At 41.7% G+C, this 17,000-nt stretch carries 15 protein-coding genes; 4 read left to right on the forward strand and 11 right to left on the reverse strand.

The genetic code is table 11. The annotated features are described in order from the left end of the window. Positions 1 to 20: 20 nt before the first annotated feature. The 6 genes from G7092_RS10720 to G7092_RS10745 all read right to left on the reverse strand — a co-directional run bounded on the left by G7092_RS10720 (position 21) and on the right by G7092_RS10745 (position 9,735). Positions 21 to 1,793, reverse strand: a complete 1,773-nt coding sequence (locus G7092_RS10720; protein WP_166089026.1) for a RagB/SusD family nutrient uptake outer membrane protein — start codon at positions 1,791 to 1,793, stop codon at positions 21 to 23. Positions 1,794 to 1,816: 23 nt separating this feature from the next. Beyond that, on the reverse strand, positions 1,817 to 5,239 hold the full coding sequence (locus G7092_RS10725) for a TonB-dependent receptor (protein ID WP_166089028.1): 3,423 nt from the start codon (positions 5,237 to 5,239) through the stop codon (positions 1,817 to 1,819). A gap of 245 nt (positions 5,240 to 5,484) precedes the next feature. Further along, positions 5,485 to 6,618 (reverse strand): FecR family protein, encoded by a 1,134-nt coding sequence (locus tag G7092_RS10730; protein WP_166089030.1) that lies wholly within the window; start codon positions 6,616 to 6,618, stop codon positions 5,485 to 5,487. A 77-nt stretch (positions 6,619 to 6,695) separates the two neighbouring features. Next, complete coding sequence (locus tag G7092_RS10735) at positions 6,696 to 7,268, reverse strand: RNA polymerase sigma-70 factor (protein WP_166089032.1); 573 nt, start codon at positions 7,266 to 7,268, stop codon at positions 6,696 to 6,698. 195 nt (positions 7,269 to 7,463) lie between these two features. Continuing rightward, a complete protein-coding gene (locus tag G7092_RS10740) occupies positions 7,464 to 8,381 on the reverse strand; it encodes a glycerophosphodiester phosphodiesterase family protein (RefSeq protein WP_166089034.1) in 918 nt (305 codons plus the stop codon). 232 nt (positions 8,382 to 8,613) lie between these two features. Next, a complete protein-coding gene (locus G7092_RS10745; protein WP_166089036.1) occupies positions 8,614 to 9,735 on the reverse strand; it encodes a hypothetical protein in 1,122 nt (373 codons plus the stop codon). A 169-nt stretch (positions 9,736 to 9,904) separates the two neighbouring features. Between G7092_RS10745 and G7092_RS30785 the strand changes: the two genes are divergently transcribed. Then, positions 9,905 to 10,039 carry a hypothetical protein gene (locus G7092_RS30785; protein ID WP_262889480.1) on the forward strand — a complete coding sequence of 45 codons (135 nt, stop codon included), beginning with the start codon at positions 9,905 to 9,907 and terminating at the stop codon, positions 10,037 to 10,039. A 358-nt stretch (positions 10,040 to 10,397) separates the two neighbouring features. On the opposite strand, the gene G7092_RS10750 is transcribed toward G7092_RS30785, so the two are convergent. The 4 genes from G7092_RS10750 to G7092_RS10765 all read right to left on the reverse strand — a co-directional run bounded on the left by G7092_RS10750 (position 10,398) and on the right by G7092_RS10765 (position 13,692). Then, positions 10,398 to 11,180, reverse strand: a complete 783-nt coding sequence (locus tag G7092_RS10750; RefSeq protein ID WP_166089038.1) for a hypothetical protein — start codon at positions 11,178 to 11,180, stop codon at positions 10,398 to 10,400. A gap of 173 nt (positions 11,181 to 11,353) precedes the next feature. Then, on the reverse strand, positions 11,354 to 12,172 hold the full coding sequence (locus tag G7092_RS10755; protein ID WP_166089040.1) for an SDR family oxidoreductase: 819 nt from the start codon (positions 12,170 to 12,172) through the stop codon (positions 11,354 to 11,356). Between the two features lie 33 nt (positions 12,173 to 12,205). Further along, positions 12,206 to 13,036, reverse strand: a complete 831-nt coding sequence (kduI, locus tag G7092_RS10760) for a 5-dehydro-4-deoxy-D-glucuronate isomerase (protein WP_166089042.1) — start codon at positions 13,034 to 13,036, stop codon at positions 12,206 to 12,208. Between the two features lie 176 nt (positions 13,037 to 13,212). Continuing rightward, a complete protein-coding gene (locus G7092_RS10765; protein ID WP_166089044.1) occupies positions 13,213 to 13,692 on the reverse strand; it encodes a Dps family protein in 480 nt (159 codons plus the stop codon). A gap of 95 nt (positions 13,693 to 13,787) precedes the next feature. Between G7092_RS10765 and G7092_RS10770 the strand changes: the two genes are divergently transcribed. From G7092_RS10770 to G7092_RS10780, 3 genes are read left to right on the forward strand one after another with little or no spacing between them, the layout of a single operon-like run. Then, positions 13,788 to 14,549, forward strand: coding sequence for a DUF4905 domain-containing protein (locus G7092_RS10770; RefSeq protein WP_166089047.1), 762 nt, complete (start codon positions 13,788 to 13,790; stop codon positions 14,547 to 14,549). A 21-nt stretch (positions 14,550 to 14,570) separates the two neighbouring features. Continuing rightward, positions 14,571 to 15,596 (forward strand): LysM peptidoglycan-binding domain-containing protein, encoded by a 1,026-nt coding sequence (locus G7092_RS10775; RefSeq protein ID WP_166089049.1) that lies wholly within the window; start codon positions 14,571 to 14,573, stop codon positions 15,594 to 15,596. Next, the gene (locus G7092_RS10780) at positions 15,589 to 16,221 is read left to right on the forward strand and encodes a uridine kinase family protein (protein WP_166089051.1); all 633 of its coding nucleotides are present in this window, start codon (positions 15,589 to 15,591) and stop codon (positions 16,219 to 16,221) included. Before G7092_RS10775 ends, G7092_RS10780 begins: the two co-directional genes overlap by 8 nt. Positions 16,222 to 16,342: 121 nt before the next feature. On the opposite strand, the gene G7092_RS10785 is transcribed toward G7092_RS10780, so the two are convergent. After that, the gene (locus G7092_RS10785; RefSeq protein ID WP_166089053.1) at positions 16,343 to 16,999 is read right to left on the reverse strand and encodes a 3-oxoacid CoA-transferase subunit B; all 657 of its coding nucleotides are present in this window, start codon (positions 16,997 to 16,999) and stop codon (positions 16,343 to 16,345) included. Position 17,000: the final 1 nt, after the last annotated feature.

Below are 17,000 nucleotides of genomic sequence, written 5' to 3' on the forward strand. Positions count from 1 at the left end.
ATTTATGTTGCAGTTTCTTTTTACCAGCCTGGGTTTTGTGTTAAGTTTTTATTGAGTAATAATTCGGTAGCAGGTATTGGGAAGTAATAGTTTTTAGGATCACTAAAAGTTTTTACCAGTGTAGGATTAACCACTACATTACCGCTGTTGCCATTACTTAAGTAGATATCCTTACCAAGCACAAAGTAAGAAACGTTTGTTACAGGATTAGCCGGCTTGGCCGTTACCAGCGCCACATCAGGCTGCCCGTCGCCATCCAGATCATAAGTCCCTAATCCAGGGAAATACATACCCAGAAAAGGTTGTGCCAACAGCGGACCGCTTTTCCACCGCATCAGATCATCATAGCGGAAACCTTCGCAGGCTAACTCTACCCGGCGTTCACGGCGGATCTCCAGCAATACATTTTGTATTGAACCAGATACATTGGGGTACGTTGCAGCTAACACGGGATCCAGAGGTGCACTCATGAGCAAATGTGGCATACCTGCCCTATCGCGCAGTAAATTAACAGACATATCCAGATCGCCCTGTGAAAAGCTGCCAATCCCTGAATTTGCCAATTCGGCTTTTGCTTCAGCATAATCCAACAACATCTCGCCATAACGGAATATAATACCGGCATTATAATTTGTATTGTAAGTAGGCGTAGCCGGATCGTAATACTTTATCTGCTGATATCCTGTTGGTGTTGTACCCAACCTTTTAGCTCCAATCATATTACCATAAGTTACTGCCGGCGCCAAAACGGTTTGCGTCAACCTCGGATCACGGTTTGTTAATTCATCCTTGATCATTTGGGTATTATAACCGGGCAAAGCAGTAAAAGGAGTACCTCCTTTGGTCAAGTAAGTATCCATTAAACCCTTGGTTAAACTATGGCCATATGCTGCTATGTTACCGTCAAGCGCCGAGGTAAAATGAAGGGTATTACTGTAATAATAACCTAAGAGCACTTCGGTATTCTGCGGATCAGAAGGAGCATAGAACAGGAATAAATTCAGGTAATCCTTATTGGGGTTTCCCGTGGTATACAATTTAAAATTCCCGCTTTGCATCACTGCCTGTGCAGCGGTGACAGCTGTTTGCAAAAAGGGTTCCCAGCCTGCAATACCATGATATTTTCTGAATGTACCCTCATGCAGGGCCACCCTTGCCTGGAAAGCCAGGGCTGCCCATTTGGTAATAGTACCCGAAGGACCGGTAGGGTTGATATTATTAACCGCAAAATTCAGATCGGCCATCACAGAATCCATCACCAATTGCCGGGGATCTCTCGCTTTATTTAAACTGCCCACATCATTTGGTTGAATAGTTTTACCATACCATGGCACATCACCATAGGCCTTTACCATGCGAAAATAAAACCAGGCCCTGAAAAAACGGGCAACGCCTACATAATGATTTTTTACCGCTTGTGGAGCATTAGCCTTTTGATAATTTTCAAAAAAATAGTTTACCTGACGCAAAAAATCCCACTGCCATTTGGGTTGGTTATTATTGTTATCAGCAGCGCTCGTAGGCACTGTAAGCTGCCCCGCTACTATTCTATCATAAGGATTGTTTTCGTAATTATCACTCTGCTGATCATCCAGGGCTACAGATGTAACGCCCGGCAGAGTAGGATAAAACCCATTGCAGTAGGTATTGAGGTCATTGGCATTGGCAAAAAAGTTTTGCTGTGTGAGGTCTGATACCGGTAAGCGGTTTAAAAAATTATCTTTTTTGCAGGAGCTTAGTGATAAGGAGCTTATCACCAAACAAGCCAGCATGAGTATATATATCTTTTTCATTGTTATCAATTTTGTGGTGAACATTAAAACTTCACATTAAGTCCGAATGAGTATCCGCGCTGAAATGGGTATATCTTACCAGCACCCCAGTAGCCTACACTAGAACCGGATACGTGGTTTAAGCCTTCCGGGTCAAATCCCTGAGGCAGGTGATCAGATTCCCAAAGATCCTCACCGCTGAAATAAACTCTCAGGCGATCAACCCCTATTTTACGCAGGAACGATAAGTTAAATGAATACCCTACGCTTAAATTTTTGAGGCGTATATAGGCGGCACTATACATATATCTTGTTTGCGGAACAGCCAGATCTTTCCATGCCCCGGCATCTCCGGCCCGCCAACCTTTCAGGCTTGGAAAAAAGGCGTTTGGATTATCCGGTGTCCAGGTATTGCCTACAATGTTTTTTGTTACATTTTCCCAGGGGGCAAAAAACATACTCCAATAATATCCGGTTACGCCGGGGTTAAAAGTAGCCTTACCTACCCCCTGGAAAAAGATGCTGAAATCAAAATTATTCCAGGCAAAGTTGCCTCCAAAACCAAAATTGTAACGTGGCGAGGTATTACCTATCACGTGGGCGTCCCCGGGCTTGCTTACAGTACCATCGCCATAGTCAATTTTCCCATCGCCGTTCCGATCGGCATATTGTATCTCGCCGGCTTTATTCCAGGCATAATATCCCTGTAGTTTAGATTGATCTGGTTTACCCTGGGCTGCAGCATCTGATTGGAATATGCCCACTGTGGTTAACCCCCATATATCACCTACTTGTTCGCCTTCATAATAGTCGCCACCAAACCAGTATTTGTTGGGGTTATTGTAACGGGTAATAATGGTTTTATTATCCCAAAGATTTGCCCGTACACTGTATTTAAAAGGCTTACCGGCTAACTGAAACTGGTCATTGTAAGACAGGTTTAACTCCCAGCCACGTGTACGCAGATCGGCTGCGTTTTCTTTTGGCTGAGTGGCTCCTAATACAGCTGGCAATTGAAACCCTTTGGTGATCATATCTTTAGTATCACGCTGATACCAGTCGAAAGTGGCGTCGAATTTTCCAAATAAGGTAATATCTACACCACCATCCCTGCTATACACTTTTTCCCAGGTAAGGCTTGGCGAAACTAATGAAGCAGGGTATACAGCAGTTGGCTGTGCACCACCTAATATATTATTGATCTTTTCGGAAGGGAGCGTTGGTATAAAATCATAGTTACCAAGGCTCTGATCGTTCCCCAAAGAACCATAAGAGGCACGAAGTTTAAAATTGGTTACTACCCCCCTGAGACTTTTAAAGAAAGACTCTTCAGAAACCCGCCAGCCAGCAGAAGCCGATGGAAAGAATCCGTAATGATCATTCAATGGGAAACGGGATGATCCATCATACCGGGCATCTACCTCAAACAAGTATCTATTGTTATAGGAATAGTTTAACCTGGAAAACACCCCTCTCACTGCCCACTGATTACCATAGCCCAATACCGAAGGTGTAGCACCGGTTGTTTGGCTCAGGTACCCCACATTGCTACTGATCAGATCATTATTCTGAGCAGAAAAGTAATTATACTTGTTCAGCTCCTGGTTAAAGCCAATCATCCCTTTGAAATAGTGTTTACCCAAGCTTCGCTCATACTCAGTATATATATTGATGGCCTGGTATGAGTTATCATCAGCATTTGCAGAAGCATCACTATGCCCGGCATAGGATACCTGCTGATTAGGCCCTACTTCATAGGGGATCGCTACCCGATAACTCTGGTAATAGTTATTAGTAGCCCGGAAGGTATAATCACCTTTTATTCTCCAGGTATTATTAAAAAAGGATGTAGTAAATCCAACCGTATTTTGCGGCTGATTGGTTACCGTATTTGCACGGCCGCCTTGCTGTAAAAATCCTATATCAGCGCCAGAGGAAGTCCAGGAACCATCTGGATTTTTCAATATCCCTAAAGTTCCTATACGTCCTACTTCGTGATATAAATCGCCTGCTGTATAATCTGAGGTCCATAAAGACGGCTGATTATAAACTGTACGATTGTAGGAAGTGTTGGTATAAATATGCAGCCAGTCGGTCACCTTAAAATCGAGCTTGGCCCGCATGTTGATCCTATCGTACTTATCCGGATTATATCGAAATACACCCGTCTGCGTATTATAATCAGCCGAAAAATAATAAGTGATCCTGTCGCTTCCGCCGCTCACACTCAGGTTATGATTTTGGCTGGCATTATCAGGCTTATATAATTCATTGAACCAATTGGTATTACCTACATACATATAAGAGGTAGGATCTGCAGGATTAGGAATAGCTGCAGGCAAACTAGGGTTTTGTGAGCGTTTTTTAGCATAGTCAACAAAGGTTGTGTTGTATAAATTCACACCATAATAACCCGCATAAGCCTGGTTTTTATAGTCAACCACCGTTGCCGGATCAGTCACCACATCGGGCAAATTAGCAATCTTATGTATTGCATAATTCATATTATAGCTCACTTTTGGAGAGCTGCCTGTTTGCCCGTTTTTGGTAGTGATCAGTATTACTCCAAATGCGGCCCTTGAACCATAAACCGCGGCAGCGGCAGCATCTTTCAATACCGTTGCATTGGCAACATCATCCGGATTGATATTATTAATATCAGTCATGATACCATCAACCAATATCAAAGGGCTGCCGCCGTTAATTGATGTAAAGCCCCTGATATTAAAAGTAGCTCCCCTGCCAGGCTGTCCATTATCGGAATTTATGTTTAAGCCAGGCAATTGTCCCTGTAAACCGCGACCAATAGTAGATAGTGGCCTGTCTTCTAATACGCTTCCGCTTATGGTGCCGACAGCTCCTGTCAGGTTTACTTTTTTCTGACTTCCATAACCAACAACCACCACATCATTTAATTTGGATTGATCCTGCTCAAGAGCTATGTTAATTTCTTTTTGCTCTTTAACAACCACCTCTTGTTTTTTAAAACCAACAAAGGAGAAAACGATAGTTTCGCCGCGCTCTACTGGCAGTCTGTAAATACCATTGATATCCGTAATGGTACCTTTCTGAGTGCCTTTTACGGTAACATTTACGCCGGGAAGCGGAACTCCTTTATCATCTGTTACCTTACCGGTAATGTTTTGAAACACCGGTAACTGATTTGATGACTTTGATTTTTCGTCAATAACTACCGTATTATCAACGATGGTATAAACCAGTGCCTGATCTTTAAATAGCATGTCCAGTGCCTGCTGAATAGTTGCGTTCTGAAGATTTATACTTATAGCTGGAACATTTTTTAACAGTTTACTCTCGTACCAAAACACGTAACCGCTTTGGCGCTTTATCTTAGTGATTACTTTTTCAATAGATACATTTTTTTCTGATAAACTGATAGTTTGGGCATCTATATTGGCTGATGCGCGCAGGCAAAAAAGGATTATTAAAAATATCGTGATTTTCATAATCAAGAAAGTTTTAATTAATTGTCTTCGATTAATACGCAGAAGACTGGGGAGCGTATAAAAATTCATACTTTTGTTAAGTTTGGGTTTAATGCAATAAGTCCGTTACAAGATTTTTTTTCGCTTTGGCGAGAGGTTAACCCAACGTTTGCCGGCAGTGTTCGTACCACTTCCGGCTTTTTTATGAGTTACCTGATAAAGTGATTATTTCTCCATATCAATTAATTAAGGGATTAAAGATTTAGTTATTGCTTTACAATTAGTTGTTTTCCTTCAACAGAAAATTGGATATGGTTTAGGGCTAATATTTTCAACAGTACCGAAAGATTTGATTTTCTGGATATAGATCCTGTAAACAATCGGTCGGAAACCTGCCCCTGATACTTTACATCCACATCATACCATCTGGATACCTTGCGCATAATACTTTTGATATCCGCATCATTAAAAGAAGTAATTCCATTTTTCCAGGCCACTGCATCATCTACATCTGCAGGTGTAATTTTTATATCCTGGTTAACAAGAGCCTGTTCGCCTGGCTTTAATATTTTACTTACATTGTTCCTGGTAATTTTCACAGAACCTTCCAGCAGCGTTGTAACAATGCTGCTTTCTTCCGGATAGGCCATCACATTGAAATGCGTGCCCAAGACCGTTATGGTTTGCCCGGCACTAGTAACATTAAAGGGCTTATGCGCGTCTTTGGCCACTTCAAAATAAACTTCGCCGGTTGTTTCCACATTACGCACTTTACCGGCAAAGGTCACCGGAAAACGGATAGACGAAGCAGCATTAAGCCAAACATGCGTACCATCGGGAAGGATTACCTGATATTGACCACCACGGGGAGTAGTAATAGTATTAAATTCATTTACTGTTGCATCATTATCCGACGTACCAGCCTGATAGGCCACAAGGCTGTTATCTGTTTTATGAACTGTGGTTGCTCCTTGTTGTGCCAGGTTACCATTTTTAGCGCCTTCCAAAGTGATCTGACGGCCATTGCCTAATGTAAGCACCGCCTTATTACCACCGGGAGCAATATCTGTTTTGCCAATAGCTGCCGTTATCTCGGGTTTCGCCGATCTAAAATATATATAGGTGCCGATGCTGAAAGCAATTAATATAACTGCTGCTGCCGCATAACGAGTAAAATAACTAACACGTTTTATAGGAGTAATGGACGGTATATTATGTATTTCGCTGCGGATATTTTGCAACATGATTTGTTGCAACGCCTGTTCTTGTTCGGGAGTTAATGTGGATTGATTGTTTTTATCCAGTCTTTTATAATATTCTTCCAGTAGGTTCTGCTCTTCCCGGGTAGCTTTTCCGGCAAGATATTTATCAATAAGTTCAAAAAAAGAGTGTTGTTCCATGCTGCTTTAATACTAAGTACCAAAAGCAGTGGTATACCCTACGCTAAAAAGTTTTTTTTCTAAAAAAAATAATTCTATTAAAAGCTGAGCATAATAACGGAGACACAAGTACCTACGCTTAAGCCGTTGCGAATGTGCTTTAAGGATTTAGACAGTCGTTTTTCGACAGTCTTCTCGGAGATATTTAATTGAAAAGCGATTTGCTTATAGGTCAGATTTTCTTCCCGGCTTAAATGGTAGGCTTCCCGGCAATCCTGGGGCAGGGTATTTATCAGCTTATTGAGCAATTCTTGCTGCTCTTTGTATAACAAAGGATTATCATGAATGATCTCTACAGTGACTTGTGCCAGGCGCTCATAAAACGCATCATTTACTTTCTGCTCCCTGATCACTTTAAAAACTGCAAAGCGCACCGCCTGGTGTAGATAAGCTTTTAAATTTTGGATATTTAATTCGGCGCGGCGCTGCCAAATACTAATAAAAACTGTTTGTATGGTATCCTTCGCCAATTCGGCGTCCCCGAGTATATTATTGGCGGTGGTATATAATAAATTCCAGTATCGCAGGTAAATTTCCGTAAAAGCCGCCTCCTGGTCTTGCTTTAATAAAACTACCAGTTCCAGATCCGTAAGCGTTTTTATTCCTGACATTCAAGTACAAAATACGGATTAAAATATTACCTTACTGTTAAGCGAGTAATAGATCAAAGATTTATTTTATGAAGTGTGCAAAAGTTAAGAAAAAAAACGCCTTAGTTCTTTAGAGCACCTACAAACTGATAACTCACTAAAGAACTAAGGCGTCGGGTTAAAAAGGCTGATCAGTTTCGAGATCAGTAAATAGCTTTAACGATGCAATGACCTTTTACGCAGATAACTCAAAAGCTCTCTGGGACGGTCTGTTTGTATGATAGTTGCTCCATGTGCAATCAGCCAGTCCCAGCTGTCTTTTGTATTACCCAAATCAACAGCCGTATCATCATCATGCCCGGCATTGAGACTTGCCCAAAGGGAATTGATCCATATTTTTGATCCGTGCTGTTTAATAAAATGATTATCAGACAAAACAGCAGAAGTATCAGTTTTAAAGTTAAGTTCAAATGCCACCGGCTTTATATGCTGCTGATAATCTTTAATGATTTGTTTGGCATTGGGTTTATCCAGATCAACTACCGCCATAAAAGTAATGCTATCTAAAATTGCGGGGTATTTACTTTTAACAGCATCGTAAACAGCGTCTGTTTTAAAAATAGCCTGCTTAAGAGTTCCTGTATTTTTTAATATCTGGTAGGCTTCATTATAGTATGGGTAGCTTTTATCCAGGTTGATGAGCACTTTATCTTTTACTAATAACATCACTTCTTCCAGGGTGGGTATTGTATGGTTGGTAATGCGGCCCAGGCCATTCCGTAAATGAAACTGCTTGAGTTCGCTCAACGTAAAATCACTCGGTTTACCTTTTCCGTCGGTGGTTCTGTCAATGGTTTGATCATGCATGATCACAATAACACCATCCTTGGTTTTATTCAAGTCGAGCTCGATAATATCTACTCCCAAGGCAATAGCGTTTTTAAAACCCTGCAAGGAATTTTCAGGCGCATTCCGCCAGTCACCACGATGCGCGGTAACCATTATGTGTTTATCTGATGGGTTGTGCAGCTGATTAACCAGGCTGTCTATTCTGGTTGTTTTTTGAGCATTCACTGTTTGTGTGAACAGGATTGCAAGCAAGCCAATAGTACGCCCCTTTCCAAAACTTATCATATATCTTTTCAATTAACCAATTTTTCTTTCTGCATATGCTGAAGATATGTACGATGGCCGCAAAACTGCGATTTAATTGTTATGGTTATATTAATTTAATGAAAACAGTTAAAAACAAAAGGCCCTAGCAAATTGCTAAGACCTTTTGTTTTCTCGCATGGGCCCGAATCATGATCTTCTGGACCGGGATCAAAAGTGCCATCAATAAATTATGTCCCGGCAATGCACCTGATTAGTTATTTTTCAATCCTAATTTATGATTTGTATAATCTAACAGATATTCGTTATTCAAGAAATACTCCAGACTGACAATGGAGACATCGGTTCCTGAGGATATTGGATTTTCCACATTGGTTAAGTTATCTGTCGCGGTCACCTGATAAGCATAATTAAAATTGCTACTGGTATTAACAGATACTGATGTACCAGAGGGTAATGCGACAAGATTACGGGCTGCAGTTCTGTCTTCTAAATAGCTATATGGTTCTGTGCCGGTGTCAAAAACAGTGTAAGCTGATGAAACCGATTTGCCACTATAGGTAAAACCAGCAGGGAGAGCCACCGAATAGCCATAACCTGGACTGGTGCTGAGCGTATGCATGGTAAAACCAGATGATGAACTTAAATCGGATGAGGTAAGGCCCAGTGTAAGTACATCGGGCACAAAGGTTCCTTTTAAAGAAAAATTACCCGTACCTAAGGCTGCCATTTTAAAACCCTTTGTCAAGCCGGTTCCCGGATCAAAATAACTAAAAGGGCTGGTAATAAAGGCTCCGTTAGGGAAGGTAACATCGTATTCTGAATTAACACCAAAAATATCAAAAGATCCCGTGTCTTCTGGCTTGCCTGTACTGTCTGTACCCTTGTAATATAAAAAGAAGGGTAAGCGTTTTACGGTTATGCTGCCCCCCTGGTCACCCACTGTAACAGACGCATAAGCCAGGTTACCATATACCTTTTCTGTTGTCGTATTGTCGGCCCCATATTCGATAGTGGACGTTTGATTAGTAATGGTGATCCCATTTACAACCGTCGAATCACCGGTAAAGTTAAAGCCTGTACTGGTTATCATAGATGCCGGTAAAATTTCATGTGCATCAATTACCATTCCGCCCGACCCGGTATCAAATATCAGAAACTGCTTTACAGTTTGTGTGCCGATTGTTGGAACCGAGATAAAAAGCAATTTATAAATTGATGAATCGCTTTCATATAATCCTAATTTGGTTGGCGTGGCGGTAATCGGAGCATTGTTTACTGGTGAATTATTAGGGTTATCCTTTTTACAGGAAGCCAAAGCCAATAACAAGCATAACGTCAAGAAAATTTGAAAACAGGTAATAGTTTTTTTCATGTGGAAAAGTTGTCGGTATATATTCAGTAAGCGTTATAACCTATATTCCACATTATAACTTCACTGTCAGTATTTTATTATCTAAAAAACAATTTACAGTGTACTATTTTTACCCTTTCAACGTACTTAATATAAATTCGTTGATAAAACTTAATTAACGTTATTATTTATGAAACTCTCAAAGACAGTCGTGCTCGCGCTTTTAGTTATTTTCAGCGCCAACATCGTATGCGCACAGATGATCCGCAACAAGGCTATTCATTTTAAAAGGCACCGGGTAGTTCATCATCACCACAAAAAATAACGGTAAACTTTGCCGTTCTATCCGCTAATATGCAAAGAGGTTTGTTCTAATACTTATCTGGAATACTTATCTGGCAGTCTATTTCCTAAAGTTTGAAAAACCGAACAACCCGAATTGCGAATGCTATTTATATAGATCAAATCTCCAATAAATTAGAAATAAAAAAACGGGGCATTGATGAGAATTCATCCTTGCCCCGTTAAGTTTTCCCGCATGGGCTCGAACCACGATCGTCTGAACCAGAATCAGAAGTGCTACCATTACACCACAGGAAAATATAAGCAAATATACTACTTATCGCCTCATTAGTCAACAGACTCCTGTCAGCCCTGCGTTATATCTGTTATTGCTTATTTGCCTATTTACCTATTGCTAACTGTAGTAACCAATGCACCAGATCATTAGCGGCTTTATCATTTTCAAAACCAGCCGGCAGTCTGCCGTTGGTATATTCGTTGTATAACCATGGATCGCCTACGGCAACAACTGCACCTTTACCGTATTTGGCGCTGGCAATAATGGTGGCGCCGTTGCTATTTTTCAGCACAGATTTAGCCGGACCAGTAAGCCCGATAGAGCATACATCCTTCATGAATATTTTGTTGGCGGTTGCAAATACCGGGTTACCGGTAGTTATAACAGCGCCATCTTCAAAATGAGCATCATTAATCACATGATTTTGCAGGTCATCATTAAAATGCATACCAAATTTGGCTGCCAGGGTGTTAAAATGAGGCAATTCTACATTGGCGCTGTCGTTGGCCATCATTAAAAGTACGCCTCCCTTTTTTACCCATTTAGTAATCTCTTCCACATCCTTAAGCTGAATATAGTTGGGATTAGGACTTTCCTTTTTGGTATCCGGATCAACAATAATATAGATAGCTGTATTTTTAAGATTATCTGCCGTAGGCGCCTGATCGAGCGAATCTAATTGAGCCCCGGCAGTGGTAAAAGAAGCACCGAATATGGAAAAGCCCGTATTTTGTTTTTCGCCCCAGAGGTAATGAAATCGCTCCTGTTGTCCTGATTTATTTTTATGCACTTCGTGGTTAAAATAATAATCGAGCGTAACAGTTTGGGCACTGGCCGCTAAGCCTGTGCTCATTAACAGGGTTATTATGATTAATTTCAGTTTCATAAAAATGGTTGCTTTAATAAGTGTACAATTTGAATACTATATAGTTTCACAACTCCCCTCTTGAGAGGGGGAGCGAAGGCTTATGTAGTAGCAGGGGTGTGTTATACTACAAGCAGATAGCACACTCCTCCACCCCTCTCAAGAGGAGAGTCGCACGTGGCCTTAACTTCGTTTTACACCCCGCCAAATATCGAGAACCCGCCATCAACGCAGATCATCGATCCGGTTACAAATGCCGAAGCATCGCTCAGCAGCCAGGTCAGCGCGCCTTTCAATTCATCGGCATGGCCAAAACGTTTAAATGGCGTTTGTTTGATCACCAGCTCGCCGCGTTGGGTATAGCCGCCTTCGGGTTTGGTAAGCAGGTTACGGTTTTGCTCGGTCAGGAAAAAACCAGGGGCCAACGCGTTCATCCTAATCTTATCGCCATAACGATTAGCCAGTTCAACCGCGAACCATTGGTTATAGCAATCAACGGCAGCTTTGCCAATATTGTAACCTAATACTTTGGTAATTGCCCGTTTAGAATTCATAGATGATATATTCACGATACTGCCTTTGCCAGCAGTTGTAGCAATAGCTTCACCAAATATCTGGGTTGGAATGATGGTTCCCCAGGTATTCAGATCCATCACCTTCTTCATACCGGCAATGTTCATTTTAAAAATATCTTCTTCTGGGGCCAAAACTCCTTCGGGCATATTGCCACCAGCGCCATTCACCAGGCCGTCTACCCGGCCAAAAGCAGCTATAATTTTATCTTTAGCGGCTATCAGCTCTTCTTCGTTCAGTACGTCGGCAACTAAGGCTATGGCTTTACCGCCATTTTTGTTGATGGCTTCGGCACGCTCTTCGGCTACTTCTTTTTTCCGACCAAGGATACCTACTGCTCCGCCAGCTTCAACAATAGCGTTTACAAACGCATCGCCCAGGATACCGGTACCGCCAGTTACTACTATAACTTTACCGGCTAATGAAAATGAATTTTCCAATGTCTTTTTATATTTTATGAATCAATTGATCTTTTATCTGATATCGGGTATGGCTATGGCGTCCATATCAGTATAATCGAGGTTTTCACCGGCCATGCCCCATATAAAACTATAGCTGGCCGTGCCGCTACCCGAGTGTATACTCCATGGTGGTGATACGATAGCATCATAGTTATCCATCAGCACATGACGGGTTTCCTGTCCTTCGCCCATGTAATGGAACACGCGTTGTCCTTCCGGTACGTCAAAATAAAAGTAAGCTTCCATACGGCGATCATGCACGTGTGCAGGCATAGTGTTCCACACGCTGCCGCCATGCAGTATAGTTAAGCCCATCACCAGCTGACAGCTTTTAATGCCTTCCAGATGGATATATTTATTGATAGTACGTTTATTAGCCGTTTCGATAGAACCTGTGTGCACTTTGGTCGCATCCTCATTGGTCATCAAGGTAGTAGGATACGCCGCATGCGCCGGGGCCGAAAGCAAATAGAATACCGCAGGTTGCGCACTATTTTTACTGGCAAACTTTACACTTTTTACGCCTTTGCCAATATAAAGGCAATCCAGCTTGTTTACCTGAAAGGTTTCGCCATCGGCAGTAACCTCGCCATCGCCGGCCACGTTGATGATGCCTATTTCGCGGCGTTCTAAAAAGTAATCAGCACGCAGGTTCGGGTAGTTCGCCAGCTCTACCGCTTGAGTTACCGGATGAGCTACGCCCACAATCATGCGGTCGTAATGGGTATAAGTACAGTTCAGCTGATCGGTCTGTACCAATTGGTCAATTAAAAAACGTTCTCTTATTTGTGATGTTTGATAACTCTTAAAATCTTCGGGATGTACGCTATGTATTACTTTCAAGGCTTTATGATTTGGTAGGGCAATTCTACAACGTATCTTTTTTAAATCAAAAGTATTCGGCCCATTATTCTACTCAAACGTTTGCGCTGAGGAGCCTTATTAACATAAACGCAATAAAAAAAGCCACTGACGTAAAATATCAGCGGCTTTATAAAATGATACTTGACCGGTGTTTGTTAGTCCTCGTTCACAAACGAACGCAGCATCCAGGTATTTTTTTCGTTAAACTGCATAAAGCGGTTTACCATATCGTTTGAGCCATCATCACCGGCTTCGGCGGTAATGTCCAGGATCTCTCTTTCTTTGGCAATTAAAACTGCTAGGTCTTCAATAACGGCCTTCACCATTTTAGTATCTTTTAAGCCAATGGTTTGAATCTCTTTGATAGCCGATTTTTCGATATAATCATGAAATGTGCTGTATGGCGATTTACCCAAGGTTAATATCCTTTCGGCAAGCTCATCAATGGTGGTTAACGCAGCGGTGTATAACTCTTCGAACTTTAAATGCAGGGTAAAAAAGTTTTGCCCTTTGATGTTCCAGTGGCAACCGCGTACTTTTTGGTAATAGATATGATAATTGGCCAAAAGGTCATTTAAGTGGTCAACAACAGGTTTTACTTTACCTTCTTCCAGACTAATTTCTTTTGCGTTCATATATAAATAGTGATTTTTATGTTTAACATTTGCTTGGCAGCAATGTTTGGTAAATATAAACAGATTTGATTTTAATACCCATATTTACAAACTTTATGACACAGATGCTACCTTTTATCAACGAGCAATTTGATTGGCCTATATGGCGTATGGAAATCGACAACACCAGCTCTACTTTGTTTGTTGAATTACGTAACAGCGAGGATAAAAAGGTAGCTTTCGGTGCTGTAAACCTGCTTAGCGGCGAGGTTTATTTTAAGGATGTCACCACACCTGAGCGATGGCTCACCGGCATTGAAGCGACTTACGATGGTGTACTGTTGGTGCACAACTATCAATCAGCAAACGGCCCTGTTCATAAAGGACTAATAGCCTTTGATACAAGCGGGCAAACCTTGTGGAGCAATTATACATTGGCGTTTGATCATCTATCTGTAAACGGCCCGATAGTTTATAACGCCCAGGTACAACCCCCGAAATTATTTTTGGCCGATATAAAAACCGGTGAGCTTGTACGCCCCCATCAACCGGTGATAGATACTCCATTACACAACCATATTGCTGTACCACAGATGCTCCCGGCAGCGCTTTTAGCAGATTTACCCTTACCTGCCAAACCATATGCAAATACCCTTCATTATTTGGAGCACAATAGCTACAGAATTGTATCTTTGCACACGTTTTTTCAGGAAAAAATAAAACAGCATTTATATATTATTAACAGCGAAGGCGTAACGGTTTACCATGATTTGTTAAACAGCAACATACAAAAATTGCAGCCCGAGGCGTTTGTAGTACATAAGAATAGTCTGATCTATTTAAAAGAACGATCAGCATTAATAGTTTTAAACTTATAAGTTACTGTATTATAATTCATTATGAAAGTAAAGATTTTATTAGTCATCGCTCCCCTACTTACCCTGTCCATATCCATTTTTGCAAACCCGGTTGTAGACTCTATTGGAGTTGAAAACCTGAACGGAAAAAAGGTTGTACTACACAAACTTGATCCTAAAGATAATTATTACTCTATCGGTCGCCGCTATAATGTAAGCCCTAAGGCTATCATGCAATTTAATAACAATGCTCCGCTTAAAATTGGCGGTATTGTTAAAGTACCTACCGAACAATCGTTTACACAAACTGCCACTACTACCCCTCCACCGGTTCAGCAAACTAAACCGCAGGTACAACAAACGGTTCAGCAGCCAAAACCACAGGTACAACAACCCGTAGCACAACAACCCAAGCCACAAGCGCAGCAACCGGTAGTTCAACAACAAGCTCCGGCAGCCGTAACTACAACTACACCACCGGCCGACACCACACCTGCAAAACCATTGAATATGGATAATGTACAACAGTACAAAGTATCCGCAGGTGAAACGCTTTATTCTATAGCTAAACGCTTTGGTACTTCTGTTGATGACATTACTAAATTAAACGGCTTAACATCAAGCACGCTTACACCAAACCAGGTGATCAAAGTACGCTCTGGCATGCCACCGGAAGAAAGACCGGTAGCTAAGCAAGATGCTGTAGTGACCACCCAGGATTCGACCGTGGCCGCTATCGACAGTGCCGGCAATAAATTAAAAGCCAACCGTTTTGGCCTGTACGAAAAAAATGAAACCGGTGTTGCTACCTGGATTGATGATACCAGTCTTGACCCTAAAAAAGAACTGGTATTGCACCGTACTGCCCCTATCGGTACCGTGATCAAGATCACCAACCCTATGAACAACCATACCACCTATGCTAAAGTTGTAGGCAGATTTACCGACAGCGAGGCTACCAAGGACGTACTTATTGTGATGACCAAAAATACTGCCGATGCATTAGGTGCTTTAGATAAACGTATTCACGTAAACATCAGCTACGGCAGTCCGAACCCGAATGAATAAACCTTATATTATTGGAATTGCCGGTGGTAGTGGATCTGGCAAAACCTTTTTCTTGAAAAGTTTTCTGAAACATTTCACTGCCGACGAGGTGTGCCTGGTATCGCAGGATGACTATTATTTTCGCGTGGCTCATAAGATGACGCCCGAAGAAAATAAAGTGTATAATTTTGATCTGCCATCTACTATTGATCATGAGCATTTTCAGCAGGATATCAGTAGACTTTTGAATAATGAAATCGTTATCAAGCCTGAGTATACTTTTAATAATCCTAATGCGGTGCCCAGGATGCTGGAAATAAAACCGGCGCCTATTCTTATTGTAGAGGGATTGTTCATCCTGCATTTCAGGGATATTGCCGATATGCTGGACATGAAAATTTTTATTGAAGCCGACGAAGAAGTTGCCATGAATCGTCGCCTGAAGCGCGACCTGATAGAGCGCGGCTATTCGCACGAGGATGCCATGTACAAATGGGTAAACCATGTGTTACCAGCCTATAAAGAGTTTTTACTGCCTTATAAAGACGAATGTGACCGGGTGATTGCCAACAACAGCCAGGTTGCCGATGATATCATTGCCGTAACCAAAGAAATATCGGCGGATTTAAGGAAGAAATTATTTTAATGGTTGATGGTTCATAGATCATAGTTGATAGTTCATGGTATTAATTACTACGAATTATCAACTATAATCTATAAACTACCTACGATCCATGAACCATCAACTATGATCCATGAACTACGGATCAAATAACAATCTCTGGAATTTCACCCTCAACAATCAGCTTACCGGCTGTAGCATTCTTGATATCCTCTACACTTACCCCTGGCGCACGTTCCAATAGCTTAAAACCACCTTCGGGCAGTACATCAAATACGCCCAGTTCGGTCACTATTTTTTTTACACAATGAACACCGGTGAGCGGCAGGGTACATTTGGGTAATAGTTTCGATTCACCAGCTTTGTTTACGTGTTGCATGGCTACGATGATATTTTCGGCAGATGCTACCAAATCCATTGCACCACCCATGCCTTTTACCATTTTACCTGGGATCTTCCAGTTGGCTATGTCGCCGTTTTCGGATACTTCCATGGCGCCCAGGATGGTAAGGTTCACTTTTTTGGCGCGGATCATCCCAAAACTCATAGCCGAATCAAATATAGCAGAGCCAGGCAGCATGGTAATGGTTTGCTTACCCGCGTTGATTACATCCGGATCTTCCTCTCCTTCAAACGGAAATGGGCCCATCCCCAGCAAGCCATTTTCTGACTGCAGCACCACATCCATAGTTTCGGGTATATAATTGGCTACCAATGTTGGGATACCAATACCCAGGTTAACATAGTAACCGTCTTTTATTTCGCGTGCAATACGTTGTGCAATTCCTTGTTTGTCTAACATA

The organism is Mucilaginibacter inviolabilis, from assembly GCF_011089895.1.
Classification (GTDB): Bacteria; Bacteroidota; Bacteroidia; order Sphingobacteriales; family Sphingobacteriaceae; genus Mucilaginibacter; species Mucilaginibacter inviolabilis.